The 25,456-nt window shown below is 67.1% G+C and carries 25 protein-coding genes; 7 read left to right on the top strand and 18 right to left on the bottom strand.

All coding sequences use genetic code 11. From position 1 onward, the window contains the following. Positions 1-28: 28 nt before the first annotated feature. The 7 genes from mmsB to EKM57_RS02790 form a co-directional block, all read right to left on the bottom strand. Positions 29-970: a 3-hydroxyisobutyrate dehydrogenase gene (gene mmsB / locus EKM57_RS02820; RefSeq protein WP_129790917.1), complete on the bottom strand. Its 942-nt coding sequence runs from the start codon at positions 968-970 to the stop codon at positions 29-31. A 99-nt stretch (positions 971-1,069) separates the two neighbouring features. Then, the gene (locus EKM57_RS02815; protein ID WP_129790916.1) at positions 1,070-1,846 is read right to left on the bottom strand and encodes an enoyl-CoA hydratase; all 777 of its coding nucleotides are present in this window, start codon (positions 1,844-1,846) and stop codon (positions 1,070-1,072) included. Positions 1,847-1,937: 91 nt separating this feature from the next. Continuing rightward, positions 1,938-2,987 (bottom strand): enoyl-CoA hydratase/isomerase family protein, encoded by a 1,050-nt coding sequence (locus tag EKM57_RS02810; protein ID WP_129790915.1) that lies wholly within the window; start codon positions 2,985-2,987, stop codon positions 1,938-1,940. 41 nt (positions 2,988-3,028) lie between these two features. Beyond that, complete coding sequence (locus EKM57_RS02805) at positions 3,029-4,171, bottom strand: acyl-CoA dehydrogenase family protein (RefSeq protein WP_129790914.1); 1,143 nt, start codon at positions 4,169-4,171, stop codon at positions 3,029-3,031. Beyond that, on the bottom strand, positions 4,168-5,112 hold the full coding sequence (locus EKM57_RS02800) for a polysaccharide deacetylase family protein (RefSeq protein ID WP_243450854.1): 945 nt from the start codon (positions 5,110-5,112) through the stop codon (positions 4,168-4,170). The genes EKM57_RS02805 and EKM57_RS02800 overlap by 4 nt, the downstream gene beginning before the upstream one ends. 79 nt (positions 5,113-5,191) lie before the next feature. Beyond that, entirely contained in the window at positions 5,192-5,578 is a 387-nt protein-coding gene (locus tag EKM57_RS02795) for a RidA family protein (RefSeq protein ID WP_129790913.1), read from the bottom strand. Positions 5,579-5,590: 12 nt separating this feature from the next. Continuing rightward, entirely contained in the window at positions 5,591-7,087 is a 1,497-nt protein-coding gene (locus EKM57_RS02790; RefSeq protein ID WP_129790912.1) for a CoA-acylating methylmalonate-semialdehyde dehydrogenase, read from the bottom strand. Between the two features lie 87 nt (positions 7,088-7,174). Between EKM57_RS02790 and EKM57_RS02785 the strand changes: the two genes are divergently transcribed. Continuing rightward, on the top strand, positions 7,175-8,092 hold the full coding sequence (locus EKM57_RS02785; RefSeq protein ID WP_129790911.1) for a LysR family transcriptional regulator: 918 nt from the start codon (positions 7,175-7,177) through the stop codon (positions 8,090-8,092). Between the two features lie 47 nt (positions 8,093-8,139). Continuing rightward, complete coding sequence (locus EKM57_RS02780) at positions 8,140-9,147, top strand: fumarylacetoacetate hydrolase family protein (RefSeq protein ID WP_129790910.1); 1,008 nt, start codon at positions 8,140-8,142, stop codon at positions 9,145-9,147. Positions 9,148-9,179: 32 nt separating this feature from the next. Here the strand turns inward: EKM57_RS02780 and EKM57_RS02775 are convergent, their stop codons facing one another. Genes EKM57_RS02775 through EKM57_RS02755 form a run of 5 tightly spaced genes read right to left on the bottom strand, consistent with a single transcriptional unit; the run spans position 9,180 to position 13,926 of the window. Beyond that, positions 9,180-10,382, bottom strand: coding sequence for an exo-beta-N-acetylmuramidase NamZ domain-containing protein (locus EKM57_RS02775; protein ID WP_129790909.1), 1,203 nt, complete (start codon positions 10,380-10,382; stop codon positions 9,180-9,182). Between the two features lie 3 nt (positions 10,383-10,385). Further along, positions 10,386-10,940, bottom strand: a complete 555-nt coding sequence (locus EKM57_RS02770; RefSeq protein WP_129790908.1) for a DOMON-like domain-containing protein — start codon at positions 10,938-10,940, stop codon at positions 10,386-10,388. A 9-nt stretch (positions 10,941-10,949) separates the two neighbouring features. Next, positions 10,950-12,197, bottom strand: coding sequence for an adenosylmethionine--8-amino-7-oxononanoate transaminase (locus tag EKM57_RS02765; protein WP_129790907.1), 1,248 nt, complete (start codon positions 12,195-12,197; stop codon positions 10,950-10,952). Next, positions 12,194-12,805, bottom strand: coding sequence for a dethiobiotin synthase (bioD, locus tag EKM57_RS02760; RefSeq protein ID WP_129790906.1), 612 nt, complete (start codon positions 12,803-12,805; stop codon positions 12,194-12,196). Before bioD ends, EKM57_RS02765 begins: the two co-directional genes overlap by 4 nt. Further along, positions 12,802-13,926 carry an 8-amino-7-oxononanoate synthase gene (locus EKM57_RS02755; protein WP_129790905.1) on the bottom strand — a complete coding sequence of 375 codons (1,125 nt, stop codon included), beginning with the start codon at positions 13,924-13,926 and terminating at the stop codon, positions 12,802-12,804. Before EKM57_RS02755 ends, bioD begins: the two co-directional genes overlap by 4 nt. Before the next feature lie 200 nt (positions 13,927-14,126). Between EKM57_RS02755 and EKM57_RS02750 the strand changes: the two genes are divergently transcribed. Genes EKM57_RS02750 through EKM57_RS02735 form a run of 4 tightly spaced genes read left to right on the top strand, consistent with a single transcriptional unit; the run spans position 14,127 to position 19,374 of the window. After that, the gene (locus EKM57_RS02750) at positions 14,127-15,509 is read left to right on the top strand and encodes a M28 family peptidase (RefSeq protein ID WP_129790904.1); all 1,383 of its coding nucleotides are present in this window, start codon (positions 14,127-14,129) and stop codon (positions 15,507-15,509) included. A gap of 6 nt (positions 15,510-15,515) precedes the next feature. Beyond that, a complete protein-coding gene (locus tag EKM57_RS02745) occupies positions 15,516-17,933 on the top strand; it encodes a ribonuclease R family protein (RefSeq protein WP_129790903.1) in 2,418 nt (805 codons plus the stop codon). Then, positions 17,930-18,781: a pirin family protein gene (locus tag EKM57_RS02740; protein ID WP_129790902.1), complete on the top strand. Its 852-nt coding sequence runs from the start codon at positions 17,930-17,932 to the stop codon at positions 18,779-18,781. Before EKM57_RS02745 ends, EKM57_RS02740 begins: the two co-directional genes overlap by 4 nt. Before the next feature lie 17 nt (positions 18,782-18,798). Further along, positions 18,799-19,374: an NADPH-dependent FMN reductase gene (locus tag EKM57_RS02735; RefSeq protein WP_129790901.1), complete on the top strand. Its 576-nt coding sequence runs from the start codon at positions 18,799-18,801 to the stop codon at positions 19,372-19,374. Positions 19,375-19,395: 21 nt separating this feature from the next. Here the strand turns inward: EKM57_RS02735 and EKM57_RS02730 are convergent, their stop codons facing one another. After that, on the bottom strand, positions 19,396-19,812 hold the full coding sequence (locus EKM57_RS02730; RefSeq protein WP_371414114.1) for a DUF983 domain-containing protein: 417 nt from the start codon (positions 19,810-19,812) through the stop codon (positions 19,396-19,398). An 88-nt stretch (positions 19,813-19,900) separates the two neighbouring features. Between EKM57_RS02730 and EKM57_RS02725 the strand changes: the two genes are divergently transcribed. Beyond that, on the top strand, positions 19,901-21,274 hold the full coding sequence (locus tag EKM57_RS02725) for a PLP-dependent aminotransferase family protein (protein WP_129790900.1): 1,374 nt from the start codon (positions 19,901-19,903) through the stop codon (positions 21,272-21,274). A gap of 20 nt (positions 21,275-21,294) precedes the next feature. Here the strand turns inward: EKM57_RS02725 and dcd are convergent, their stop codons facing one another. Genes dcd through EKM57_RS02700 form a run of 5 tightly spaced genes read right to left on the bottom strand, consistent with a single transcriptional unit; the run spans position 21,295 to position 25,395 of the window. Continuing rightward, complete coding sequence (gene dcd / locus EKM57_RS02720) at positions 21,295-21,849, bottom strand: dCTP deaminase (RefSeq protein ID WP_129790899.1); 555 nt, start codon at positions 21,847-21,849, stop codon at positions 21,295-21,297. Positions 21,850-21,883: 34 nt separating this feature from the next. After that, positions 21,884-23,737 carry a hypothetical protein gene (locus tag EKM57_RS02715; protein ID WP_129790898.1) on the bottom strand — a complete coding sequence of 618 codons (1,854 nt, stop codon included), beginning with the start codon at positions 23,735-23,737 and terminating at the stop codon, positions 21,884-21,886. A gap of 39 nt (positions 23,738-23,776) precedes the next feature. After that, positions 23,777-24,463, bottom strand: a complete 687-nt coding sequence (locus tag EKM57_RS02710; RefSeq protein WP_129790897.1) for an AraC family transcriptional regulator — start codon at positions 24,461-24,463, stop codon at positions 23,777-23,779. Between the two features lie 3 nt (positions 24,464-24,466). Next, positions 24,467-24,880: a hypothetical protein gene (locus tag EKM57_RS02705; RefSeq protein ID WP_129790896.1), complete on the bottom strand. Its 414-nt coding sequence runs from the start codon at positions 24,878-24,880 to the stop codon at positions 24,467-24,469. Next, positions 24,877-25,395 carry a UPF0262 family protein gene (locus tag EKM57_RS02700; protein ID WP_129790895.1) on the bottom strand — a complete coding sequence of 173 codons (519 nt, stop codon included), beginning with the start codon at positions 25,393-25,395 and terminating at the stop codon, positions 24,877-24,879. Before EKM57_RS02700 ends, EKM57_RS02705 begins: the two co-directional genes overlap by 4 nt. Positions 25,396-25,456 lie beyond the last annotated feature (61 nt).

Genomic DNA, 25,456 nt, shown 5'->3' with positions numbered 1-25,456 from the left:
GCCGATCGGGTCGAGCCGGAACGCGAATCTATCCCTTCGAGTTCGTCACCGGCGGCGCCGGCGCTTCGGATCCGGCCGGCGCGCGCCAACTGTCGTCGATCATCTTGATGATCGCCGAGAAATCCTTGCCCGCGCCACCGAGCGCTTCGGCGAACCGTGCATAGAGTTCCTCGGCATGCGCCCCCATCGGCGTATAGGCGTCGACATCCTGCGCCGCCTCCATGGCGAGCCTTAGGTCCTTGAGCATCAAGGCAGCGGCGAAGCCGCCTTCATAGTCGCGATCGGCCGGTGTCTCCGGGCCGACGCCGGGGACCGGGCAATAGCTGGTCATCGACCAGCATTGGCCCGAAGCCTTGGACGAAATATCGAAGAAGGTCTGCAGGTCGAGCCCGAGCTTCTGCGCCAGCACGAACGTTTCGCAGGTCGCGACCATCGAGGCGCCAAGCAGCATGTTGTTGCAGATCTTCGCGGCCTGGCCGGCGCCGGGTCCGCCGGCATGGATCACCGCCCTGCCCATGATGTCGAGGAAAGGCTCGGCCCGCTTGAACGCTTCCTCGGTCCCACCCACCATGAAGGTAAGGGTCCCTGCATCCGCGGCGGCGATGCCGCCGGAGACCGGCGCGTCGACCATTCGGTATCCGGCCGCTCTCGCTTTCTCGATCTCCTCGCGCGCCGTCGTGACGTCGATCGTCGAGCAGTCGATCAGGGTCGCGCTCGCCGGAGCCTTGCCGATCACCGCCCGATCGTAGACCTCGCGGACGTGGCGGCCGGCCGGAAGCATGGTGATCACCGCTTCGACCGCCTCTACCGCCTCTTCCGCGGACCCGACGACCAGGCAGCCCTTCGCCTTCGCCCGATCGAGCGCCTCGGTGGACAGGTCGAAGGCGCGGACGTCATGGCCCGCCTTGGCGAGGTTGGCGGCCATCCCGCCGCCCATGTTGCCCAGCCCGATAAATGCTACACGTGCCATCTCAGCCCTTTCCTCACCCCAGCCAAGCCTGGGGTCCATGCAGTTTCCGCATCGCCGCCGGCATTTGAATGCGGGCCCCCGCCGGAGTGGCGATAGAGATCATTCAGCCTTCCACTGCGGCTCTCGCTTGTCGACAAAGGCGGCCATGCCTTCCTTCTGGTCGGCCGTGCCGAACAGGCCGTGGAAGAGCCGTCGTTCGAACAGGATGCCCTGCGCCAGGTTCGTCTCGAAGGCGGCATTGACCATTTCCTTGGTGGCGATGGCGGCAAGCGGTGCCATCCCCGCGATCGTCTCCGCCGTCTTGAGCGCTTCCTCGACCAGCTTGTCCCCAGCCACGACCTTCGCCACCAATCCGGCGCGCTCCGCCTCGGCCGCGTCCATCATCCGGCCGGTGAGGCACATCTCCATCGCCTTGGCCTTGCCGATCGCGCGGGTGAGGCGTTGCGAGCCGCCCATGCCGGGCGTCACGCCGAGCCTGATCTCGGGTTGGCCGAACTTCGCCGTCTCGGCGGCGATGATGAAATCGGCCATCATCGCGACCTCGCAACCGCCGCCGAGCGCATAGCCCGAAACAGCGGCGATCCAGGGCTTTCTCGTCGCCGTCACCTGCTCCCAACCGGCGAAGAAGTTGCTCGCATACATGGAGGCAAAGCCCCGATCCGCCATCTCCTTGATGTCGGCGCCCGCGGCGAACGCCTTTTCACTGCCGGTGAGGACGGCACAACGCTGGCTTTCGTCGGCGTCGAAGTCCGCGAACGCGCGGATCAGCTCGCCCAGGACCGAGCTGTTGAGCGCGTTCAGCGCCTTGGGACGATTCAGCGTGATCAGGGTCACCGCGCCGCGCTGCTCGACCAATATGTTCTCGTACGTCGACATATCTCTCTCTTCCCTCATGCCAGCGGAAGCTGCCATCCAAGCCGAATCGCCGCCTCACGCCGTATGGACCCAGCTTTCGCTGGGGTGATGGTCAGGTGGTGAGCGGCGTCCATTCCTCTCCCTCGGGCAACTGGGCGAAGATCTCGTCCAGCATGGCGTCGGTGACGCCTTCCGGGGCCGGCGGGTTCCACCTCGGTGCATTGTCCTTGTCGACCAGCACGGCACGCACGCCCTCTTGGAAGTCGTGGCGGCCCACGACGCGAGAGGCTATCGCATATTCCTGGCGCATCTCGTCGGCGAAGCTCGGCATTTCGGCGCCCTCGGCCAGCAACCTCAGCGACACCTTGCATGCCTGCGGGCTCTTGGTCTCGAGTGTCGCCAGCTCCTTGGCGGCCCATTCCGATCCGTCGGCCCTTAGCGCATCGAGTAAAGCTTCCAGGCTGGCGGCGGCGAACAGGCGATCGATCTCCTCGCGGTTGCCGGCGATTCTCGCCTCCGGCGGCCCGACCGTGGCGGCCGCCAATACCGCGCCGGCATCCCCAGGGTGGGCGGCGATACCGGCCTTGACCGGGTCCAGCGCCTCGGCGGGCAAATAGTGGGTGGCGAGGCCCAGGTTCAGGCACTCGGCGCCGTCGAGGCGGGCGCCGGTCAGGGCCAGGAACTGGCCGGTGCTTCCCGGCAGGCGTGAGAGATACCAGCCGCCGCCCACGTCCGGAAATAGCCCGATCGCGGTCTCCGGCATCGCGAAGCGTGTATTCTGGGTGGCCACGCGGTAGCGGCAGGGCTGGGAGATTCCGACGCCGCCGCCCATGGTGATTCCGTCCATGAAGGCGATGGTGGGCTTGCCGTAGGTAAAGAGCAGATGGTTGAGCCGATACTCCTCATGGAAGAATGCTCGCGCCGCCTTGCCGTCGCCGGATCCGCTGTCACGCAGCATCACCACGTCGCCGCCGGCGCAGAAGCCGCGTCCCTCGGCATGGTCGATCGTGACGCAGGCGATCTCGGGATCCTCCCGCCATTCGAGAAGCGCCGCGATCATCGTGCTGCACATCTCGGTGGTCAGCGCATGAATGGCCTTGGGCCGGTTCAGGCGGATGCGGCCGATTGCGCCTTCGGTGAAGGTGAGAACGTCGGTGGTCATCTGTCAGGTCTAGAGCCCGTGGTGAGATTGGTCACGAAGGATCACTGTCGCGCCAGCTCCCGGCCGATGATCATGCGCATCACCTGGTTGGTTCCCTCCAGGATCGAATGGACGCGAAGGTCACGCCAGAAGCGCTCGATCGGATAGTCCTGCAGATAGCCGTAGCCGCCGTGGAGCTGGAGCGCCCGGTCCACGACCGACGATCCGGTATCGGTCGCGAGCCTCTTGGCCATCGCCGCGAACGTCGTCTTGTCGGGGGCGTTTTCCGTGACCTTGACGGCGGCGGCATAGAGCAAGGTGCGCGCCGCCTGGAGCTCGGTCTCCATATCGGCCAAGGTGAACTGGGTGTTCTGGAAGTCGGCGATCGCCTGTCCGAACTGCTTGCGCTCCTTGGTATAGCTGACCGCCTCGTCCAGACAGCGCTGGGCGCCGCCCAACGAGCAGGCGCCGATGTTGAGCCGTCCCCCGTCCAGACCCATCATCGCGATGCGGAAGCCCTCGCCCTCTGCCCCGACCAGATTCTCGGCCGGGACCCGGACCTCGTCGAAGTTCACCTGCGCCGTCGGCTGCGAATGCCAGCCGAGTTTCTTCTCCTGCGCGCCGAAGCTGACGCCCTCCATGTCCTTCTCGATCACCAGGCAGGAGATGCCCTTGGGACCTTCCTGGCCGGTGCGTACCATGGTGACGTAGATCTCGTTCTCGCCGCCGCCCGAAATGAAGGCCTTCGAGCCGCTGACGACGTAGGAATCGCCGTCCTTCACCGCCCGCGTCTTCAGCGCCGCGGCGTCGGATCCGGACCCCGGCTCGGTCAGGCAATAGGAGCCGATCCGCTCCATCGTCACCATCGACGGCAGATATTTCGCTTTCACGGCGGCAGACCCAAACCGGTCGATCATCCAGCTCGCCATGTTGTGGATCGAAATGAATGCCGAGGTGGAAGGGCAGCCATAGGCCATTGCTTCCATGATCAGCGCCGCTTCGAGCCTGCCCAGGCCGATGCCGCCGCTCTCTTCCGAAACATATATGGATCCGAAACCGAGCTCGGCCGCCTGGCGGATCGTGTCGCGCGGGAAGATGTGCTTGTCGTCCCACTCGGCCGCATGCGGTGTGATGGCGTCGGCGGTGAACTGGCGCGCCATTTCCTGGATCTGGCGCTGCTCGTCATTGAGGTCGAACTGGCTCATGGGGCTACCGTTTGATGGAGGACTCTTTCGGCGAACAGGCGGGTCAGCACCGCCTCCTCGGTCCAGGGCGACACCAGCCTCGCTGCCGGCGTGCCGCGTGCATGGGCGATGGCCGCAATCCGGCCGGCGCCCAGGAAGGTGGTGTCGGGTTCGATCGAAGCGATCGGATCGCTGAATGCCTCGTCGGCGGTGACGATCTCCCAGCCGTCGGCGCGCAGCGCGGTCACCGCGTCGTCGATGAAGAGCGCGGCGATGTCGGTTTCGTGGAGCAGGATCACATGGGCCGGCGACCGGCCAAGCGTCTCCACCGCCATCGCCTCGGCGAAATTGGCCGCACCGACCACGCTCTCGACATAGAGGTCGCGCAGGCCGTCGCGGTCGACGGTCCGCCCCGCCGCCGTCGACTCGTTGACCAAATTTTCGATGAACCAATCATAAGTGTCCACGGTGACGTAGCCGTTGGAAAGGCCGCGCCCGCGTAGCGCCGCCCGCAGTGCATCGCGCCGGACGACGTCCTCGCGGCCCTCGTCCAGATAGGGAAATCGGAACCAGGGGCGGTAGCCGGGACGTCCCGACAGCCAGGCGGAAGCCCGGTCCAGATCGGCGACGTAATCCTCGGCCGGAGTCCGATGCAGCCAGAGATGGCGTTGGGAATGGTTGGCGATGACGTGACCCGCCGCCACATAAGCAGCAATCCGCTCCTCGCCGCCCGCGCCGAACGGCTCATCCAGATTCCCCGTCGTGACGAAGAAGGCGGCCTGTTCGACCCCGGCGCGGTCCAATGCGGCGATCAATTCCGCCGTCCGCTCGTCCGGTGTGAAGAAGGCACCTGGATGGCGCGGGACGTCGTCGAAGGTGAGGGCGATACGCTTCTGCGCCACCGAGGGCGTGGCGAGAGCGAGGAGCGCCACCAGGAAGATCGCCATCCGGTTGCGGATCATCATGGCCTCCTGGCGTCGAGCTGGTCCGCATTCGTCATCGTGACCGCATCGCCTCGCTTGCGCATATTCGCTCCGTCCCTCATGCGGCGGCGACAACCTCTATTTCGACCAGCCAGTCCGCCTCGAGCGTCTGTACGACGATGGCCGTCGTCGGAATTCGCCGGTCGCCGAGCGCTTTGCATCGCGCTTCCGAATTCGCTTCCGCATAGGCGACGTCGCGCAAATAGCTGGTCAGGCGCACGATATTGTCCGTCGTCATGTCGGCCGACGCAAGGATTGTTCGGATATTGCTCCAGACGAGGTCGAGCTGCTTCTCCAGGGTTGCTCCAGCCGTTCCGGCCGGGTCCAGGCCCATCGTGCCGCTGACGAAGAGCAGCCGAGATGCGCCCCGGACTTCCATGGCGTGCACATAGTCCGGAGTCGCCGGATAGATGCCTTCGCCGGGATTATGCGGGATGAGCTCCATCGGGGATGTCCGTCAGCCCATCGTCGGGATCACGAAGGCATTCTCTCCTGTCACGCTCCCGTCCGGCCAGCGTTGAGTGATCGTCTTCACCTTGGTCCAGAAGCGGACGCCTTCCGGTCCGTGCTGGTTGATGTCGCCGAAGCCGGAGCGCTTCCAGCCGCCGAACGTGTGATAGGCGACCGGCACCGGGATCGGCACGTTGATCCCGACCATGCCGACATTGACGCGGTGGGCGAACTCGCGCGCGGCATGGCCGTTGCGGGTGAAGATGGCGACGCCGTTGCCGTACTGGTGCTCGCTCGGGAGCCGGAGCGCCTCCTCGAACGTGTCGGCGCGCACCATTTGCAGCACCGGGCCGAAAATCTCCTCCTGGTAGGATCGGAAGGTCGGCTTCACATGATCGAAGAAGGTGGGGCCGATGAAAAAGCCCTCCTCATGACCCTGGAGCGAGAAGCCGCGGCCGTCGATCACCAGCTCGCCGCCTTCGTCGGCGCACATCTGGATGTAATCCTCGATGCGCTGCTTGTGCGCAGCGTTGACGACGGGTCCGTAATGCGCCTCGGCGTCGGTCGAGACTCCGACCCGCAATTTCCGGATTGCCGGGACGAGCGCCTCGCGCAGCTCGTTGGCAGTCTTGTTGCCCACGGGGACAACGACGGGGAGCGCCATGCAGCGCTCGCCCGCCGACCCGAAGGCCGCGCCAGCCAGATCGTTCACCACCTGGTCCAGGTCCGCATCGGGCATGACGATGCCGTGATTCTTGGCGCCGCCGAACGCCTGCACGCGCTTTCCGTTCGCGGTGCCGCGGCTGTAGATATAATGGGCGATGTCGGACGATCCGACGAAGCTCACCGCCCTGATCTCGTCATGGTCGAGGATCGCGTCGACCATCTCCTTGTCGCCATGCACGACCTGGAGGATCCCGTCGGGCAGCCCCGCTTCCTTCATCAGTTCGGCCAGGCGCACCGGCACCGAAGGGTCGCGCTCGCTGGGCTTCAGGATGAAGGCGTTGCCGCAGGCGATCGCGACGCCGAACATCCACATCGGGATCATGGCCGGGAAATTGAACGGGGTGATTCCAGCGACGATGCCCAGCGGCTGGCGCATCGAGTAAACGTCGATCCCTGGGCCGGCGCCTTGCGTATATTCGCCCTTGAGCGCGTGCGGGATTCCGCAGGCGAACTCGATCACCTCGAGGCCGCGCTGGACGTCGCCTCGCGCGTCGGCGACGACCTTGCCGTGCTCGGAGGACAGGAGGAGCGCCAGCTCCTCCATGTTCCGCTCGACCAGCTCCTTATATTTGAACATCACGCGCGCCCGACGTTGCGGATTGGTCGCCGCCCAGGCCGGCCAGGCTTCGTTCGCCGCGACGACGGCGCGCTCGAGCTCGGCCGCGCTTCCCAGCCGCACCTTGGCCTGCACGCCGCCATTGTTGGGATCGAAGACCTCGCCGTGCCGCTCGCCGGAAGCGAAGGCCGCGCCTGCGATGAAATGATCGATGTTCCGCACCTGGTCTCTCCTTCGTCCTGCACCTTGGCCTTTTCAACGCTGCAGACAAGAGGTGGATATGCAGCCGAGACCTGCATATCTGCAGGCATGGACTGGGACGATCTCCGTTTCTTTCTCGCCGTGGCCCAGCTTGGACAGCTCTCCCGTGCCGCCGCGCGTCTCGGAGTCGATTCGACGACGGTCGGCCGCCGCATCAGGCGGCTGGAGAACGCACTTCAGCAGACTCTGTTCGAGCAGACCAGAGAGGGCCAGGCCCTGACGGAAGCCGGCGAGCGGCTGCTCCTCGTCGTCGAAGAAATGGACCATTCGGCCGCCCGGATCCAGGCGGCGCCGGCGGGGGACCGGGTCTCCGGGCTCATCCGCGTCAGCGTATCGGAAGGGTTCGGTACCTGGTTCGTCGCGCATCACCTCCGCTCGTTCGTCGAACGCCACCCCGGCGCCCAGGTCGATCTCGTCGCCAGCAGCGGCTTTCTCAGCCCATCGCGAAGAGAAACCGACGTCGCCATCCTGCTTGCCAGGCCGCGAAAGGGCCCGTTGGTCAGTCAAAAGCTGTCAGACTATGCGCTGGGGCTCTACGCTTCGCGCGCTTATCTCGCTCGCCAGGACGCTGCGATCGACGATGTCGCATCGTTGCGAACGCATCCTCTCATCGGATACATCCCGCATTTCATCTACGCACCCGAGCTTCGTTACCTCAACGAGATCGCACCCGAGCTGGAGCTGAGGATTCGAAGCTCGAGCATCAACGCGCAATATCGCGCGACGGCCGCCGGGGCGGGCGTCGCCATCCTTCCCTGCTTCATGGGCGATGCCGATCCCGAGCTGGTTCGGATCGTGCCCCGGGTCCGGATCGAGCGAAGCTTCTGGCTGGTGACTCACGAGGAGAATCGCCGGCTCGCACGGATCGAAGCCTTCGTCGACTGGCTGATTTCCACGGTTGGACGCCATCGCGAGCGGCTGTTGGGCCTGGAGGTGAGAGAAAGCGAGGGTCCACGTCCCGATTGAGTTTGGCCCCTAGCCAAGCCGCGCGCCAGGTGCCAGTTGCCGGAGGCATGAAGCTCGCATCCCTGAAGCGCGGCCGGGACGGCCGCCTCGTTGTCGTCAGCGACGATCTCGCCTGGTGCGCCGATGCCGCGCACATCGCGCCCACCCTGCAAGCGGCGCTCGACGCGTGGGACGAGGCTGAGCCGCGGCTGCGGCTGCTCGCTCAGGACCTCGCCCATGACGCCATCCCGAAGGACCGCTTCCACGAGCGCGAGGCCGATGCGCCGTTGCCGCGCGCCTATCAGTGGGCGGACGGCTCGGCTTATGTGAACCATGTGGCACTGGTGCGGCAGGCGCGCGGCGCCGAAATGCCCGAGAGCTTCTGGACCGATCCGCTCATGTATCAGGGCGGGTCGGACGAGATGCTCGGCCCGCGCGATCCGATCCCGCTCGCGGACGAGTCCTGGGGCTGCGACCTCGAGGCCGAGATCGTCGTCGTCACCGGCGACGTGCCGCGTGGCGCGTCGCGGGAGGCGGCCCTCGAGCAGGTCCGGCTGGTCGGCCTGGTCAATGACGTCAGCCTGCGCAACCTCATTCCAGGCGAGCTCGCCAAGGGCTTTGGCTTCCTCCAGTCCAAGCCCGCCTCGGCCCTGTCGCCGGTGCTCGTTACGCCCGACGCGCTCGGTGATTCGTGGCAGGACGGCAAGCTCAGGGGAATCCTCAAGGTCGACCTCAACGGCGGTCCGTTCGGCCGCGCCGACGCCGGCGAGGACATGACCTTCGACTTCGGCACGTTGATCGCGCACCTGGCGAAGACCCGCAACGTCGGCGCCGGCTCGATCATCGGGTCGGGCACGGTCTCCAACCGGGATTCGGATGGCGGCCCCGGCAAACCGGTCGACCGCGGGGGTCGCGGCTATTCCTGCCTTGCCGAGGTGCGGACGGTCGAGACGATCCTCGACGGCAAGCCGGCGACGCCTTTCCTCAAGGTCGGGGACACCGTTCGGATCTGGATGGACGACGCCAACGGTCATCCCATCTTCGGCGTGATCGAGCAGGAAGTGGTGGCGGCCTGAACGATCGGGCCGGCTCGGGCTCCGCCGAAGGCTCAATACAGCAGGTAGGGCTGCCTCGTCTCGGCCCAAGCTTCCTCGTCGGGCCGCGTGAGCGCCTCCAGATGCGCCGGCTCGGCTGCCGGGTCGTCCACCCATTCCCTCAGCAGGGGAGAGCCGTTGATGACGTCGATCGCCAGCTTGTCGAGCTCATATTCGTAAGGGAAGTCCCGCCAGATCTCGTAGCCGGGATAGAGCCGCCGAATGGCCTTGAAGGCGAGCGCCTGAAGCCGCCAGGGCCGGAAGGTGCCATGGTCGTAGGACGGATCCTCGGTATGGATCTGCACCCCGCTGCACAACTTGCCGACATGCTTGTGAAAGGTCGGCTCGAACCAGCACTCGCGCAGTCGGCAGCCCTCCAGCCATTGCGGCGCCAGCCTGCGCATCTCGGCGACGATCCGTCGTGCGTCCAGATCCGGCGCGCCGAACAGTTCGAGAGGGCGGGTCGTGCCGCGTCCTTCCGACAGGGTCGTACCTTCCAGCATGACCGTGCCGGCATAGGCCCGCGCCATCCACAGATTGGCGGCATTTGGGCTGGGATTGACCCACGCCCGCTCGCCGAGAGGCCAGCCGAAGCCCGGCGCCCCTTCTGGGTGCCAGCCTTCCATCTCGATGACCCGATAGTCGACGTCGAGGCCCATCGTGTCGATGAACCAGCGGCCCATTTCGCCCAAGGTCATGCCGTGGCGCATCGGCATAGGCCCGGCCCCGACGAAGCTCTCCCAGCCGGGCCTGAGGGTCAGGCCCTCGACGGGACGGCCGGCGGGATTGGGGCGGTCGAGCACCCATACCGACTTGCCATGCTCCGCCGCCGCTTCGAGCACGTAGAGCAGGGTCGTGACGAAAGTGTAGATGCGGCAGCCGAGATCCTGCAGGTCGACGAGCAGCACGTCGAACGTGCCCATCGACTGGCCCGTCGGGCGGCGGACCTCGCCGTAGAGGCTGAACACCGGAATTCCGAGCGCCGGATCGGTAAAGTCCGGCGATTCGACCATATTGTCCTGCTTGTCGCCGCGCAGGCCGTGCTGCGGGCCGAAGGCGGCACTAAGCTTGATGTCGCCGCACGCCGCAAGCGCGTCGAGCGAATGGGTCAGGTCCTCGGTGACCGAGGCGGGATGGGCGAGCAGCGCCACCCGCCGGTCACGCAGCGGCGCGCGCAGGTCGGGCTCGGCGAGCAGTCGATCGATGCCGAATTTCATGCGTTAGGCGACTGGAGCGAGTTGAAGCGCAAAGCAATCCTCATGGTGGAAGTCGGGCGCACCCCGCGGGTGGGCGAGCGCCCACCAGGCGCGGCGACCGTCCCTTTCCTCGATCACCGCGGAAAGACCAAGATGCCATGAGGCGTCCGCCGGCAGGTCCGGCAATCCCACGAGTGACAAGGCGGCGGCGAGTTCGAACGAGCTCCCGCTGGATCGGGTCCGAATCACGGGCGCCGCGCAACCTTCGGGCGCGGCCATTCCGCTTCGGTAGCCGTCGAATCGATAGGCGGCCCAATGTGTCGAGGGCGCGAAGTTGAACTCGTAATAGGGCCCTCCAGGAGCCCCGCAGAGAAACGCTTCGAAGCAGCTATGCTGCCACAGGCCATCGATCCGTTCGGACGGGGAGACCTCCGGCGGCAGCGCGACGCGCTCGATGGCGCCGGTCGCGATGAAGCGCAGATCGAGCCTGCCGGGCGCAGGCCGCAACAGCTCGACCCGGATCGCGGTCACGGCATCGCCCGAGCCGTCGGGATGTGGGATGAGGTTCGCGAGCAGCATCGAATTACCTCATCCAATCTCGACAATCGCATCCGCGATCGCTCCATAGACCCGGTCGAGGTCGCGATCCTCGATGCAATAAGGCGGCATGACGTAGACGGTGTTGCCGAGCGGGCGAAGAAGGATGTCGCGCTCGCGGAAGAAAGCGAGGAGCCGCGGGCCGAGCGTCGACAGATAGTCAGACCCGCTGCGCTCCAGCTCGAAAGCGGTGATCGTGCCCGCCTGGCGCGCATTCACTATTCCGGAGAGGGCGGCCAGGCGTTCGGCCTGCTTCCGGACGAGCCCTTCGATCCGTTCCATCACCGGCTCTTCGCGCCAGACCGCCAGATTGGCATTGGCAGCGGCGCAGGCGATCGGATTGGCGGTATAACTGGAGCTGTGGAAGAATAGCTTCGAGCGATCGTCGGAAAGATGCGCCTCGAAGATCGGCGCGCGGGCCAGGGTGACGGCGAGCGGCAAGGACCCGCCGGTCAGCCCCTTGGAGAGACAGAGGATATCGGGCACGATCCCCGCTTGCTCGCAGGCGAAGAGGGTGCCCGTGCGGCCCCAGCCCGTCATCACCTCATCGGCGATGAGCAGCACGCCGTGGCGCTCGCACAGCGCGCGCAGTTCGGTGAGCACCCATGGCGCGTACATGCGCATGCCGCCGGCGCCGAGCACGAGGGGCTCCAGGATCAGCGCGGCCGGACGTTCCGGCGCCCGGCAAAGAACTTCGAACGCATCGAGACAAAGCTGCTCGCTGCCCGAGTCCGGGAAGGGGAGGCAGTCGACGTCGAACAGCAGAGGTGCGTAAGCGCGGTTGAACGCGCCTCGGGCACCGACAGACATGCCGCCGATCGTGTCACCATGGTAGCTTCCTTCCATGACGACGATCCGGTGCCGCGGCTCGTCGCGATTGCGCCAGAAGCCGAGCGCCATTTTAAGCGCCACCTCGACGCTGGTGGAGCCGCTGTCGGAGAAGAAGACGTGGGTGAGCGCCTCCGGCGTCAGGTCGATCAGAGCCCGAGCGAGGTCCTCCGCCGGCTGGTGCGTCCAGCCGGCGAAGATGATCTGGTCCAGCTTGTGCGCCTGCTCGGCGATCGCCGCCATGATGCGCGGATGGCCGTGGCCGTGGGTCGTCACCCACCAGGAGGAGATGGCATCGATGATACGCCTTCCGTCGGCGGTGTAGAGCGCTGCGCCCTCGGCTCGGTCGACCAGGGGGATCGGCTCGTTCAACCCATGCTGGGTGAAGGGGTGCCAGATCGGTGAGCTCAACGCAGGTCCTCCAGCCGGAAATTCTCGGCGAAGGCCCGGGCCAGGCTTTCCGGTCCGAGCTGCGCGAGCGTCGGCAGGCGGCCGAGGCGCTTTACCCTGGCGATCGCGCAGATCGTCGCCTCGCTATCCTCCTGCGGCTCCCCGCAGAAGGCGATGCCGAGCACTTGGACGGAGCGCGACCGCAGCGCTTCGAGCGAAAGCAGCGAATGATTGATCGTGCCGAGGCTGGTCCGCGCGACGAGGATCACCGGCAGCTGCCAGCGGGCAAACAGGTCCGCGAAGCCGAGCCGGCGGGTCACCGGCACCAGCACGCCGCCCGCCCCTTCGATGACGAGGGGATCGGCCGGCGGCGGCACCAGCTCGTCGGTCTGGATCTCGACGCCGTCTATCTCCGCGGCGCGATGCGGCGAGCAGGGCGTGGTCAGCCGATAGGCTTCGGGCAGGATCGTCGCCTTGGGCGCCAGCGCCGCGACGGTCTCGCTGTCGCTGCCTTCCTCCAGGCCGGCCTGGATCGGCTTCCAATAAGCTGCGCCCATCGCCCCGGCCAGGGCAGCCGAGAAGATGGTCTTGCCGACATCGGTGTCGGTGCCGGCGACGACCACCCTCACCGCAGCGCCTCGCCAAGGGCGTCGGCCAGCGCTTCCACCGCCTGTTCGTCGACGTTGAGCGTGATCGAGATGCGCAGCCTCGCACTTCCATCAGGAACCGTGGGCGGACGGATGCCGCGCACGTCATATCCGTCCGCCTGGAGCCTGGCGGCGGCGCGCATCGTCCGGGCATCCGCGCCGAGGATGACGGGGAGGATCTGGGACCCGGTCGCGGTCGCTCCGAGCGGGGCCAGCCGCGCCTGGGCGAGAGCCATCAGCCGGTGCAGCCGCGATCGGCGCTCCGGCTCGTCGCGGATGATCCGCATCGCCGCGCGCACGGCGGCGGCTATGGCCGGCGACGGAGCCGTGGAGAAGATGAAGCCGCGGCCGCGATTGACGAGGAAGTCGCGCATCATCGCATCGCCGCAGACGAGCGCGCCTTCGCAGCCCATCGCCTTGCCGCAGGTGCGCACCGTGACGACATTCTCCCGGCCCTCGAGACGGGCGGCGAGGCCACGCCCGTCCGGGCCGAACAGGCCGGTCGCGTGCGCCTCGTCGATGACGAGCATCGCCTCGTGCCGATCCGCCAGCGCCGCCAGGTCGTCCAGCGGCGCGCGATCGCCGTCCATGCTGTACAGGCTCTCGACCGCGATCCAGGCGCGGCCCATTCCGCCTTGCTTGCGCCAGCGGACGATCTGCGCCTCGAAATCGGCAACGTCGTTGTGCAAAGCGGCGGCACTCTCGGCACGACCGAGCCGAAGGCCCTCATGGCTGCTGGCGTGGATCAGCGCATCGTGGACGATCAGGTCGCCCCGCTGCGGAAGGGTGGAGAGCAGGGTCGCGTTGGCGGCATAGCCGCTCGAGAAGAACAAGGCGCTTGCACTGCCGAAGAAGGCCGCTGCCTCCTGCTCGAGCGCCTCATGCTCTTCATGGTTGCCGCGCAGCAGCCGTGACCCGCCCGAGCCGATCGGCACTCCGCGTTCCAGCGCCCGGATGACTGCGTCCCGCAGCTCGGGCGCGGCAGCGAGCGCGAGATAGTCGTTGGAGGAGAAATCCCGGCCCGTGCGCGGGACCAGGCGGCGCTTGCGGTCGCGGCGAAACAGATCCTCGAGGTGGAGGCGATGCACGTCGAGCAGGCTCATGGCCGCCGGCCGTAGCGTTCTTCGCGCCGAAGCACGACGGGGAAATTAACCGCGCCGCAGGCGGCCGCGAGTGGTCGGATGGGTAATTTCGAGGGTCACCGGATCGCACAGGATGAAATCGGCTTCGGAAACCGGCGTGTAACGCAGGATTACGGTCAAGCGGCTTGCGCGGACGGCGTGCTCGGGGGCAGGGAAGGGGCATGAAGAACGTGCTGATCGCCGTCGCCGCCGTCGGCCTCCTCATTCCCGCCGTTAGCGCCCAGCGGCCGCAGGCGCCGCAAGCCGCGCCCGCGCCAAGCCTGCGCGCCCTGGCCGACGACGTCTCCGAGGAGTCGCTCCGGACGATGGTCGAGGGGCTGGTGAGCTTCGGCACCCGCCATACCCTCTCTTCGCGGAACGATCCGGAACGGGGGATTGGCGCGGCGCTTGCCTGGACCGAAGCCGAGTTCGGCCGCTTTTCGCGGGAATGCGGCGATTGCCTCGAAGTGATCCGGACCGGCGATACGGTGACCGGCCAGCGCATCCCCGAGCCGACCCTGGTGGAGAATGTCGTCGCTATCCAGCGCGGCACGAGAGAGCCGGGCCGGGTGGTCATCATCACCGGTCATATCGACAGCCGCGTGACGGACGTGATGAACGCCACGGCGGAGGCTCCGGGCGCCAATGACGACGGCTCCGGCACCGCCGCGGTGATCGAGGCGGCGCGCGTGCTTTCGAAACACCGTTTCCCGGCGACGATCGTCTATGCTGCCCTGTCGGGAGAGGAGCAGGGTCTCGTCGGCGCCCGGATATTGGCCGACCATGCCCGCGCTCAGGGCTGGCAGGTCGTAGCCAATCTCAACAACGACATCATCGGCAACAGCTGCGGTTCGGACGGCACCTGCGATGCCGGCCATGTCCGCGTCTTCTCGGAAGGGCTGCGCTGGCAGGGCGGCGACGCGCTCCGGCCTCTGGTGCGCGGCCAGGGCGGTGAGAACGATTCGCCGTCGCGCAACCTGTCTCGCTTCCTCGATCGGCTTGCGGGCGACCTCAGCCTCGGCCTCGATGTGCGCCAGATCTGGCGCAACGATCGGTTCGGCCGGGGCGGCGACCATAGCGAATTCCTCAACGCCGGCTTCCCGGCGGTGCGCCTGTCGGTGGCGGTCGAGAACTACAATTGGCAGCACCAGGATCTGCGCACCGAAGGCGGCGTCGAATATGGCGACACGATCGACAAGATGGACTTCCCCTATCTGCGGCGGGTGACGGCGCTGAACGTCGCCGCGCTCGCGGCTCTGGCACGTGCGCCGATGCCGCCCGTCCCAACGGTAGAGGGGGCGGTCTCTCCCGACACGACCCTCGCATGGGAGGCGGTGCCGAATGCGGCGGCCTATATCGTCCGCTGGCGGCGCACCGACGCGGCGAACTGGCATGAGAGCGTGCGCGTCCCCGGTAGCCAGACGTCTCACGTCCTGCGCGGAATCCGCGTCGACGATTGGGTGTTCGGAGTCTCTTCGGTTTCCGCGGACGGCTATGAAAGCCCCGTTGCATCCGCCGTGCCGGGTGGTGCGTTCCGGCCTTACACACCCCCGGCCCAGCAGTAGGAGCGGATGGCCAAGCGACCAGCCAGGAGCGGCGGGCTTCCGAGCCGCGAGCAGATACTGGACTTCATTCAGACGTCGGACGAGCCTGCCGGCAAGCGCGAGATCGCGCGCGCCTTCGGGCTCAAGGCGCAGGAAAAGATCGCGCTGAAGGCCTTGCTCAGGGACATGGCCGACGAGGGGCTGATCGACTCCGCCCCCGGACGCGCCTTTCACCGGATGGGCGGTATTCCCAAGGTCACCGTGCTTCGCGTGGTGGATGTCGACGAATCCGGCCGCGCCTGGGCGGTGCCGGAGCGGTGGGAGGCCGAAGGCCCGCCGCCTCGGCTGAGGGTCATGGAAAGGAAGGGCCGGGGACCGGCGCTCGGCATCGGCGACCGCATCCTGTCGCGTACGGAGGAGGACCCGAAGGGGTGGATCGCCCATCCGATGAAGAAGTTGCTCAAGGGCAGCGAACTCGTGCTCGGCGTCGTTCATCAGGAAGGCACCAACCATTGGCTGCGCCCGGTCGAGAAGAAGGAAAGGCGGGAGCTTCCTATTTCCCATCTCGGCGACGCCCAGCGCGGCGATCTCGTCCTGGCGGAAAAGGTCGGCCGCCCGCCAAGCCTTTCCGCCCGAGTCGACACACGCCTGGGCGATCCTTTCGCGCCGCGAAGCTTCAGCCTGATCGCCATTCACAAATATGGCATCCCCCACGAATTCCCCGAAGGGATCGTCGAGGAAGCGGAACGGATGGCCGGGCTTCCGCTCGGAGGGTCGGCTGCCGATGCCCGCGGACGATCAGCTGCCGACCCTCGCGAAGACCTCACCGCAATCCCCATCGTCGCGATCGATCCCGCCGATGCGCGCGACCATGACGACGCGGTATGGGCGGCCCCGGACGACGATCCGGCCAATCCGGGCGGATGGAAAGCGATTGTCGCGATAGCCGACGTCTCCTTCTACGTCCGCCCCGGCTCGGCCCTGGACAAGGAGGCTCGCAAGCGCGGCAACAGCGTCTATTTCCCCGACCGGGTGGTGCCGATGCTGCCCGAGACGCTCTCCGCCGACATCTGCTCGCTGAAGGAAGGCGAGGACCGTGCCGCCCTGGTCTGCCACCTGCAGGTGGCGAAGGACGGCCAGCTCAAGAGCTGGCGCTTCTCGCGCGCCCGCGTCCGAATCGCCGCCAACATCGCCTATGAGGATGCGCAGGCGGCGATCGACGCGGTCGAGGGGCGTCTGCCGCCGCTCTCCGACGAAGGGGATTGGGAGGAGGAAGAGCCGATCGAACTTGCCTCCAGCCCCTGTTCCTTCTCAGAGGCCGACATGAACCAGACTGCGCCGCCGGTGGCGCCGGAGCTGGTCGACTCGACGTTGAAGCCGCTCTGGGCCTGCTGGCGCGCTTTATATGCGGCGCGGGCGAAGCGCGGTCCGCTGGAACTGGACCTGCCCGAGCGACGGGTGATTCTCGACGAGACCGGGCGGATCACCTCGGTGGCGCCGCGCGAGCGGCTCGACGCCCATAAGCTCATCGAGGATTATATGATCGCCGCCAACGTGGCTGCGGCGAAGGCGCTGGAGGCGAAGAAGAGCCCGGTCATGTACCGGGTCCACGAGCCGCCGGGACGGGAAAAGCTGGTCGCGCTCAAGGATTATCTGAAGACGTTCGAAGTCGAGTTCGCGCTCGGGCAGGTCGTCCGTCCATCGACCTTCAACAGGATCATCGACCGGATCGGCGACGCCGACTTCCGCCCCCAGATCATGGAGCAGATCCTGCGTACGCAAACGCAGGCCTATTACGGGCCGGAGAATCACGGCCATTTCGGCTTGGCGCTCGGCTCCTACGCCCATTTCACTTCCCCGATCCGCCGATATGCCGACCTGCTCGTGCATCGCTCGCTGGTCCGGGCCTACCGCCTAGAGCCCGATGTCGGAGAGACCGGCCTTTCGGAGAATGACGCCGCCGCGATGGACGTGGTCGGCGAGCTCATCTCCAATCACGAACGCCGCGCGATGATGGCCGAGCGGGATACGATGGACCGCTATGTGGCCGCTTATCTTGCAGACCATGTCGGAGAGCTCGTCCCGTGCCGGATCACCGGGGTCCAGCCGTTCGGCTTCTTCGCGACGGTCGAAGCGCTCGGCGGTGACGGCCTGGTCCCGGTCTCGACGATCGGCGCCGAATATTTCCGCTATGACGAAGCGAGCCAGACCCTCGTCGGCGATGAGAGCGGTACCGCCTTCGCGCCCGGCCAGCGCCTGACGTTGCGGCTCGCCGAAGCCGATCCGGTCAGCGGCGGCCTGCGCTTCGAGCTTCCCGATTCGACCGCTGGGCCAGGCCGTGGTCCGCGCGCGCGGCGGGAGGGGCAGGCGCCGCGGCCGGGAAAACATCCGCCAGGGCGCCGCGGCCGTCCGTCCAATATCCGCCATCAGGGACGTCGCCGGTGACCGGGCGCCGCGTCCTACGCCTGCACCCCGCGCAGCGCGACGACATAGGGGACCTGATCACGCGCCGGCCGGTGCCGGGACCCGGGCTCGACCATCTGGATCCCTTCCTGTTCCTCAATCATCACGGGCCGCAAGTTTATCCGCCCGGCAATGGGGGACTTCCCTTCGGTCCGCATCCGCACCGGGGCTTCGAGACCGTCACCTTCATCCTCGCCGGGGAGCTCGCCCACCGCGATAGCGGTGGCCATGAGAGCGTGATTCACGCGGGCGGAGTCCAGTGGATGACGGCCGGCCGCGGACTCATCCACGCCGAGCTGTCGCCGCGGAGCTTCATGGAGCAAGGCGGCCGGCTCGAGATCCTCCAGCTCTGGGTGAACCTTCCCGCGCGGTTGAAAATGACCGATCCCGCTTATGCGGGCCTCGAGGCCCGGGACATTCCCGCCATTCCGGGAGGCGGAGAAGGCGCGACGGTGCATCTCGTCTCGGGAGAATTTGGTGGTCGCAGCGGTCCGGTCAGGCCGCTCACCGACATCGCCCTGATGACCGTGTCGCTTCGGCCGGGCGCCGAGGTCGAGCTTCCGGCGCCCCCCGGCAAAGTGGTCTTCCTCTACGTCGTCGCAGGGGCGGTGCAGGTCGGCGGCTCGCTTGTGCCCGCGCACCATCTCGCGGAGCTTGGCGAGGGGGAGGGGGTCCGCCTCGCCGCCACCGCCGACGCGACGATCCTGTTCGGCCACGGCACGCCCCATCGCGAGCCGATCGTCGCCCACGGCCCGTTCGTCATGAACAGTCGAGACGAAATCGTCCGTGCGATCGAGGATTATCAGCAGGGCCGCCTCGGGACCTTGTAGGCAGGAAGGGGAGCGACATGACAAAGCCACGCGACATCGCCGTCATCGTCGGAAGCCTGAGGCGAGAATCATTCAGCCGAAAGACCGCGCACGCTCTGGCCGAACTCGCACCAGAGGTGCTGGCGCTCGAGCTGGTCGAGATTGGCGGCCTGCCGCACTACAATCAGGATCTGGAGGAATCGCTTCCGCCGGAATGGGCGGCTTTCCGCGAGCGCGTCCGCCGCGCGGACGCAGTCCTGTTCGTGACTCCGGAATATAACCGTTCGGTGCCCGGTGTGCTGAAGAATGCGATCGACGTCGCCTCGCGTCCCTATGGCAAGGCCGCCTGGCAGAAGAAGCCGGGAGCGGTGGTGAGTGTCACGCCCGGCAGGCTCGGCGCGTTCGGCGCCAACCATCATCTGCGCCAGTCATGCGTCTTCCTCGACATTCCGATGATGCAGCAGCCCGAAGCCTATGTGGCCCATGCCGGCGACCTGTTCGACGAGGCGGGCCGGCTGAAGAACGATTCGACTCGCAATTTCCTGGCCGGCTTCATGACGGCCTATGCCGACTGGGTGGAAAAGATCCTGAGAGGTTCCGACGCGCTGGCCTGAAATTGCGGCGGGTCGCGCGTCCTACTCCCGGACGAGCCGGCCCTCCTGCGCCTTGAAGAAGAACTGGCTCGCCACGAGCCAGCCCTTGAGCGGCCGAAGCGGCAGCACGGTCGTCAAAAGCAGCAGCGGTAGGCTGGTGACGAAATGCACCCAGACCGGCGGGCTCGCCAGTATCTCCAGCATCAAGGTGAAGATCACCGCCGGAACGCAGGCGAACATCTGGACGAAGAAGGCGGGCCCGTCCGCCGGATCGGCATAAGAGAAATCGAGACCGCAAACCTCGCATTCGCGCTCGAGCTTCAGGAAGCCGGCGAACATGTGGCCGCGGCCGCAGCGCGGGCACCGTCCGAGCGGCCCGGTCTTGAGCGGGTCGATCTTCTCCCACCGACGGCCGGCGGAATCCACGAAGCGAAGGTCGTCACGCTCCTGCACAGATATCTCCCGAAGATGATTTGACGATCCATACAAAGATCAATATGTATGCAAGACATATAGCTGAAATGCCTGCTTGTTTCAAGGAGCCGACATGGGCTGGCTTCCCGATCTGCCTGCGACGAAAGCCCCGATCTATCGCGCCATCGCCGAAGTCCTGGCCCGTGACATCGACGAGGGACGAGTGCTGCCTGGCGACAGGCTCCCGCCGCAGCGCGAGCTTGCAAGACGGCTGGGAATCGATCTCACCACGGTGACGCGCGCTTACGCCGAAGCGGCTGCGGCCGGACTTACGGTCAGCGAAGGGCGCCGCGGCACCTTTGTCCGGGAGCGCGCGGTCAGCCGTTCCGACGATCCCGGCGAGGAAGTGTCGAGCGGCATGAACATGCCTCCCGAACCGGACGACGGCCTGTTCCGTCGCCGCCTTTGCGAGGGGGTCGCGATGCTGATGCAGGAACGCGCGGCGCCGCTCCATTATCAGCCGGTCGGCGGCACCGAGTCGCAGCGCGCGGCTGCGGCGGCTTTCCTGTCCGGCCTCATCCCCGAAACGTCTCCAGACCAATGCATCGTGACCGCGGGCAGCCAGCATGCGCTCCATGCCCTCGTTCCACTCGTCGCGAGCCACGGCGAGAGGGTGGCGGTTGGAGGCTTCACCTATCCGGGGTTCCTCGCCGCCGCGCGCCGGGCCGGGGTGAAGCTGGTACATCTCCCGATTGACGAGGACGGAATACGGCCTGACGCGCTGGAGCGCGCCGCCGCGCAATCGGCGCTGGCCGCGCTCTACATCGTTCCGACGAACGACAATCCGACCACGGCAACCCTTCCGCTTCCGCGCCGCCGGGAGATCGCGACCCTCGCCCGACGTTTTGGCTTTGCCGTCATCGAGGACGACGCCTACGGCCGGTTGCCGGAGCATCCGATCGCGCCCGTGGCCTCCATCGCGCCGGAAAGGACGTGGCACATCGCCACGACCTCCAAGCTGCTTTCGCCATCACTTCGGGTCGGCTTCGTCCGTGCGCCCACGGTGCGCGACGCGCTCGCGCTGGCGGCGGCGGCCCACGAGACCGCGGGCATGGCGCCGCCCGTCAACGCCGCGCTCGTTGCGCGCTGGCTGGACGACGGCACCTTCCAGCGCCTCCTGGCCGGGGTGCGCGCCGAGGCGCGGGTGCGGATGGCCGCTGCCACGGCCATATTCGGACCCTCCGTGGCGCGATGGCATCCGGACGGCTACCATTTGTGGCTCAGGCTCGATCCCGGCGCCGCCGCCGATCGGATCGCGGCCGAGGCCGTGGCGACGGGATTGCCGGTTGTGGCGAGCTCCGCCTTCGCCGTCGCATCGGACATGCGGCTTCAGGCCTTGCGCGTCTCGCTCGGAGGATCCGCGTCAAGGCAGCGGGTGAAACGCGAGCTCGAGCGGCTGCGGGCGCTCATCGGCAGGGATGTCGCCATTCGTCCGCCTCTCGTCTGAGACCGGCGCCCGAATCCCCGTCACAGCTTCGGCAGCGTGACGCCTCTCTGCCCCATATATTTGCCGGCCCGGTCGGCATAGGTCACCTCGCACGGCTCGTTCCCCTTCAGGAACAGGAACTGGCAGGCGCCTTCATTGGCATAGACCTTGGCTGGCAACGGCGTCGTGTTCGAGAATTCGAGCGTGACATGGCCTTCCCAGCCGGGCTCCAATGGTGTCACGTTCACGATGATCCCGCATCGCGCATAGGTCGACTTGCCGAGGCAGATGACGAGCACGTCGCGGGGCACCCGGAAATATTCCACCGTCCGCGCCAGTGCGAAGCTGTTGGGCGGGATGATGCAGATGTCGGTCTTGCGGTCGACGAAGCTATTGTGGGCGAAATCCTTCGGGTCGACGAGCGCATTGTCGACATTGGTGAAGATCTTGAACTCGTCGGCGACGCGCGCATCATACCCATAGGAGGAAAGGCCGTAGCTGATGCAGCCCTCTCGTCGCTGCGCCTCGACGAAAGGTTCGATCATCGCGTCCTGCGTCGCGCGTTCGCGAATCCAGCGGTCGGCCATGATGCTCATGGCTGCACTGGATGGGCGGGCGGCGCGGGGGGTGTCAAGCGGCGGGATCGAGCGACCGAACGATGGCGCGAAGCTGATCGTTGCTCAGGCGGTCGAGCTGCTCGAGCGGCGACAGGCGGGGATCATGGCCCTCCACCGCCTGCGCATGCGCCTCGATCCAGGCCGCCAACTCCCCGGCGAGGCGGCGATTGGCGATGCCATGGCCGCTCGATCCCCCGAACAAAGGCGAATAGATGCTGGACAGCGCCAGCGTGGGGCTGGCGGCATAGGCAATCTCGGAAAGCTTGGCGCGATATTCCAGCTCCTCATTGGAGAGCGCGTTCTCGCCGGTGAACTGGAGTTGATCGAGGGCATGGCGCCCCTCATGCGCGAGAATGGAGCTGCCGAAGACCGCTTCGCTATAGGCCCGCCGAAAGGCCGGCGCGAAGCCGGGGCCATCACCGACGGTGGAGCCTATCCGTGCGGCGATTTCGTCGATGCCTTCGAGGCGCAGCCGGTCGCGCACGCCCGGAAGGAAGCTGATCGGGTTGGCCTGAGCGATCGCGCGGTCGCCCAGGCGCTTGATCTCCATCTCGCGCACGAAGCGGTCTCGCGCCTCCCCGTCGCGCGCCAGGCCGAGTGCAGTTTCGACGGAGACGAGATAGCGGGGGCGCACTTGCACGATGGTCGTACCGTCCACCGCCCAGCCGCCGGCACCGGAGGCCCCGTCGGCAAGCCAAGAAGAGAAGCCGTTGTGGATCATGTTGTCGATGGCGATGAAGCGGATCGAGCCTCGCCGCGTCCCCTGCTCGATCGGCATCCGCTTGTCGACGACGGCATGGCCGAGGTGCAGGCTGGAGACTCCGTTGGATTTGCCCAGCGCTCCATGCAGGTTGAAGTGCGTACGCAGCTGCGGCCAAAGATCGTCGGTACGCTCGCCGACTGCCGCGACCGATTGGCGCAGCAGGTCCTGCAGGCGAGTCTCATATCCCTCTTCGTCGGCCGCGCCCTGTCGCGCGAAGCGTCGGTCGTGCGCCGAGATCTCGGCTGCGAGCGCGGCGACGAGGGTCAGATAGGCCCGGATCGTGCGCCGGCGCGGATCGTCGGCCGGACGGTCCAGGTGATGGTCGGCGACGAGCTGGCGAAGATCGTCTTCGAAGCCGGCGCGCATCAGCAGGAAGGCGAGCTCCAGCTTCGCATCCGTCGAGGCATCTTGAGCCAGTCCCTGTCGGAAAATTCGGCCGCCGTCCGCCTCGCCGCTGCGTAGCGCCTGGGGGAGGCTCTGCTCGCCCGCCAGGCCGAGATACTGCCGCCACCCTTGGAGGGCGCGGTCGGGATCGCGCGACACGAGGCCGAGGCTCAGCAGCAGCCTGGAGCCCTCCGGGCCGGATTGAACGTCCGCCGGCAAGGTGTTCCACGCGGTTGCAGCTTGCGCGACCGCCTCCCTCCGCTCCGTCGCCGGCAGGGCCATCGCAGCGCGGACCAGCGACTTCACGCGCTCCGTCGCGACGCCCGGCTCGATCGCGAGGCACCGCGCCTCGAGCGTATCCATCCAGGACGGCGCAGGCCGGGCCGCCTGGTCGTCATTGAGGATACGCGCATAGAGATAGGCAGCAGGGCACGGATCGGGATCCTGCGGGGTACTGGTGCCGAGGAGATCGAGCGCGCGGCCGGCATCGCCGTCTACGAGCCAGGCAATGCGGGCAAGCTCACGCCGGGCAATGCCCCGTTCCCGCGGGGGTGTCGCCGCGCTCGCCACCGCCTCCCGATAGAGCGCTTCGGCCCGGTTCACGTCCAGGACCCCGTAAGCGGCGGCGGCCTGCTCGACGGGCGCCGGCTGCGCGCGCAGCGGCGCGGCCGTAGCAGCCGAGAAGAGGATCAGGAGCGCGTGTAGAAATCTCGGTTTCATGCCTGCCGGCTAGCCGGACCGGGCACGGCGCGTCTTGAACTAATCGGACAGTGGCTGCGAATGGCTTCGGCGCCACACGCCGGGCGGTCGGCCCGTCAGCGCGCGGATCGACCGGCTCATATGGGCCTGGTCGGAAAAGCCGAAGGCCGCTGCGACCGAGGCCAGCGGCTGGGTCTCCAGCATCACCGACCGCCACGCCGCCAGCGTGCGTGCGCGCCAGCGGTAATGGGCGGGCGACAGCCCGAAGCAGGATCGGAAACTCCGGCTCAGCGTTCGCATCGACACGCGGTGCTCGGACGCCCACTCGGCGAGCGACAGGCGCTCGTCGCCCTGGATGGCCATGGCAAGGCGATCGGGCAGGTCGTACTCGACCGCAGGCTGGGGCCGGACCGCTTCCGCGAGGATCGTTGCGGCGGAATTCGGCGCCTCCCGCAGGGATTTCGCCAGAGCCTCCGGGTCGTCTGTCGTGCCGCTCCGACAGATGAGGGCGGCCTCGGGGCGAAGCGGGACGTTGACGATCGCCGCGCCGCTCGGCCCGACCCAGTCGGCATGGCCGGAAAAGGGAGAATGGACCAGCACCCGCCCCGGCTCGGCCCGCGCGCGTCCGCCGTCCCCCGCCTCCAGATAGCAGCCCTCGAGGACGATAGCGGCATAGCCCTCCTCATGACCGTGCCACGGCAACCGGACCGAAGCGGGCAGGCGTTGCACCGGAGCCGGACTGGACATGGCCTATTCGCGCTCGTCCGCGACCAGGCGGCCGCCGCAACCGACGAGTTCGCGTCCGCTCAACCGGACCGTCACCCGATCCTCGTAGCGCCGGCCACCCGAGCCCTCGCAAAGGCCGGGGCGCGCTTCGACGCTAATGACTTGCGTGCCTTCGCCCGACTCCCAGCGGCGAACGCCGTCGACGGTGCGGGGAAGGGTGCGGGGAAAATGGTGCGTCAGCAAATCGGCCGATCCGGCCTGCGGATCCTGCCCGAGCGTCAGCACGATCGCGTCGTCACCGATCGCCACCATCCAGAACGGGGCTTCGCCGATCGCCGCATAATCGACCATCTCGACCGGGTCGTGCGGAACGGTGCGTGTCGTCTCGCAGGCCGCCAGCACCGGCGCGAGCAGCAGCAGCCAGCGATTGCGGTTCATCGGGCCCTCGGCGCCGTGGCGGGCGTCGGCGAGTCGACGGCCGTCGTCGACTGCTTGATGTGGAGGACGCAGATCAGGGTGAACAGGCGCCGTGCCGTGTCGAAATCCATCTCGATCCGTTCCTTCAGGCAGTCCTTGAGCAGCTCGGCCGCATCGTTGTGGAGCCCGCGCCGTGCCATATCGAGCGCCTCGATGCCGCGCGGATGCTCGGACCGGACCGCTTTGAAATAGCTTTCGCAGATCGCGAAATATTCGCGGATCGGCCGGCGGAAGCGGCCGAGCGCCATTCGCACCGTGTCGAGCTTTTCGCCGGACTCGTCCTTGATGTCGATCGCAAGCCGATTGTCCTCGACCCGCAGCTTCACCCGGAACGGTCCCTCATGCCCGTTCGCGTCGAAACAATTCTTCTCGAGCAGGTCGAACACGGCGACGCGGCGCTCCTGCTCGATATCCTCGTTCCTGCGGAGGATGGAGCGTTCGTCGAGTTCGATGTCGATGATGCGCTGCCGTTCCATTGCTCGCCTGTTAGCGGGTGGGGCATCGCCTTGTCACGCTTGCAGTTTCCGCGCTCGCCGC

The organism is Sphingosinicella sp. CPCC 101087, from assembly GCF_004151485.1.
Lineage (GTDB): Bacteria > Pseudomonadota > Alphaproteobacteria > Sphingomonadales > Sphingomonadaceae > Allosphingosinicella.
This window is presented reverse-complemented; position numbering and strand designations above follow the sequence as displayed.

Excerpts from the sequence above, each read along its gene's own strand:
- EKM57_RS02750 (WP_129790904.1), top strand. The coding sequence starts at position 14,127 with ATGAAGAACGTGCTGATCGCCGTCGCCGCCGTCGGCCTCCTCATTCCC.
- EKM57_RS02785 (WP_129790911.1), top strand. The coding sequence starts at position 7,175 with ATGGACTGGGACGATCTCCGTTTCTTTCTCGCCGTGGCCCAGCTTGGA.
- EKM57_RS02775 (WP_129790909.1), bottom strand. The coding sequence starts at position 10,382 with ATGAAATTCGGCATCGATCGACTGCTCGCCGAGCCCGACCTGCGCGCG.
- EKM57_RS02715 (WP_129790898.1), bottom strand. The coding sequence starts at position 23,737 with ATGAAACCGAGATTTCTACACGCGCTCCTGATCCTCTTCTCGGCTGCT.
- dcd (WP_129790899.1), bottom strand. The coding sequence starts at position 21,849 with ATGAGCATCATGGCCGACCGCTGGATTCGCGAACGCGCGACGCAGGAC.
- EKM57_RS02725 (WP_129790900.1), top strand. The coding sequence starts at position 19,901 with ATGGGCTGGCTTCCCGATCTGCCTGCGACGAAAGCCCCGATCTATCGC.
- EKM57_RS02710 (WP_129790897.1), bottom strand. The coding sequence starts at position 24,463 with ATGTCCAGTCCGGCTCCGGTGCAACGCCTGCCCGCTTCGGTCCGGTTG.
- EKM57_RS02735 (WP_129790901.1), top strand. The coding sequence starts at position 18,799 with ATGACAAAGCCACGCGACATCGCCGTCATCGTCGGAAGCCTGAGGCGA.
- EKM57_RS02700 (WP_129790895.1), bottom strand. The coding sequence starts at position 25,395 with ATGGAACGGCAGCGCATCATCGACATCGAACTCGACGAACGCTCCATC.
- EKM57_RS02705 (WP_129790896.1), bottom strand. The coding sequence starts at position 24,880 with ATGAACCGCAATCGCTGGCTGCTGCTGCTCGCGCCGGTGCTGGCGGCC.
- EKM57_RS02795 (WP_129790913.1), bottom strand. The coding sequence starts at position 5,578 with ATGGAGCTCATCCCGCATAATCCCGGCGAAGGCATCTATCCGGCGACT.
- EKM57_RS02780 (WP_129790910.1), top strand. The coding sequence starts at position 8,140 with ATGAAGCTCGCATCCCTGAAGCGCGGCCGGGACGGCCGCCTCGTTGTC.
- EKM57_RS02745 (WP_129790903.1), top strand. The coding sequence starts at position 15,516 with ATGGCCAAGCGACCAGCCAGGAGCGGCGGGCTTCCGAGCCGCGAGCAG.
- mmsB (WP_129790917.1), bottom strand. The coding sequence starts at position 970 with ATGGCACGTGTAGCATTTATCGGGCTGGGCAACATGGGCGGCGGGATG.
- EKM57_RS02815 (WP_129790916.1), bottom strand. The coding sequence starts at position 1,846 with ATGTCGACGTACGAGAACATATTGGTCGAGCAGCGCGGCGCGGTGACC.
- EKM57_RS02805 (WP_129790914.1), bottom strand. The coding sequence starts at position 4,171 with ATGAGCCAGTTCGACCTCAATGACGAGCAGCGCCAGATCCAGGAAATG.
- EKM57_RS02800 (WP_243450854.1), bottom strand. The coding sequence starts at position 5,112 with ATGATCCGCAACCGGATGGCGATCTTCCTGGTGGCGCTCCTCGCTCTC.
- EKM57_RS02810 (WP_129790915.1), bottom strand. The coding sequence starts at position 2,987 with ATGACCACCGACGTTCTCACCTTCACCGAAGGCGCAATCGGCCGCATC.
- EKM57_RS02755 (WP_129790905.1), bottom strand. The coding sequence starts at position 13,926 with ATGAGCCTGCTCGACGTGCATCGCCTCCACCTCGAGGATCTGTTTCGC.
- EKM57_RS02770 (WP_129790908.1), bottom strand. The coding sequence starts at position 10,940 with ATGCTGCTCGCGAACCTCATCCCACATCCCGACGGCTCGGGCGATGCC.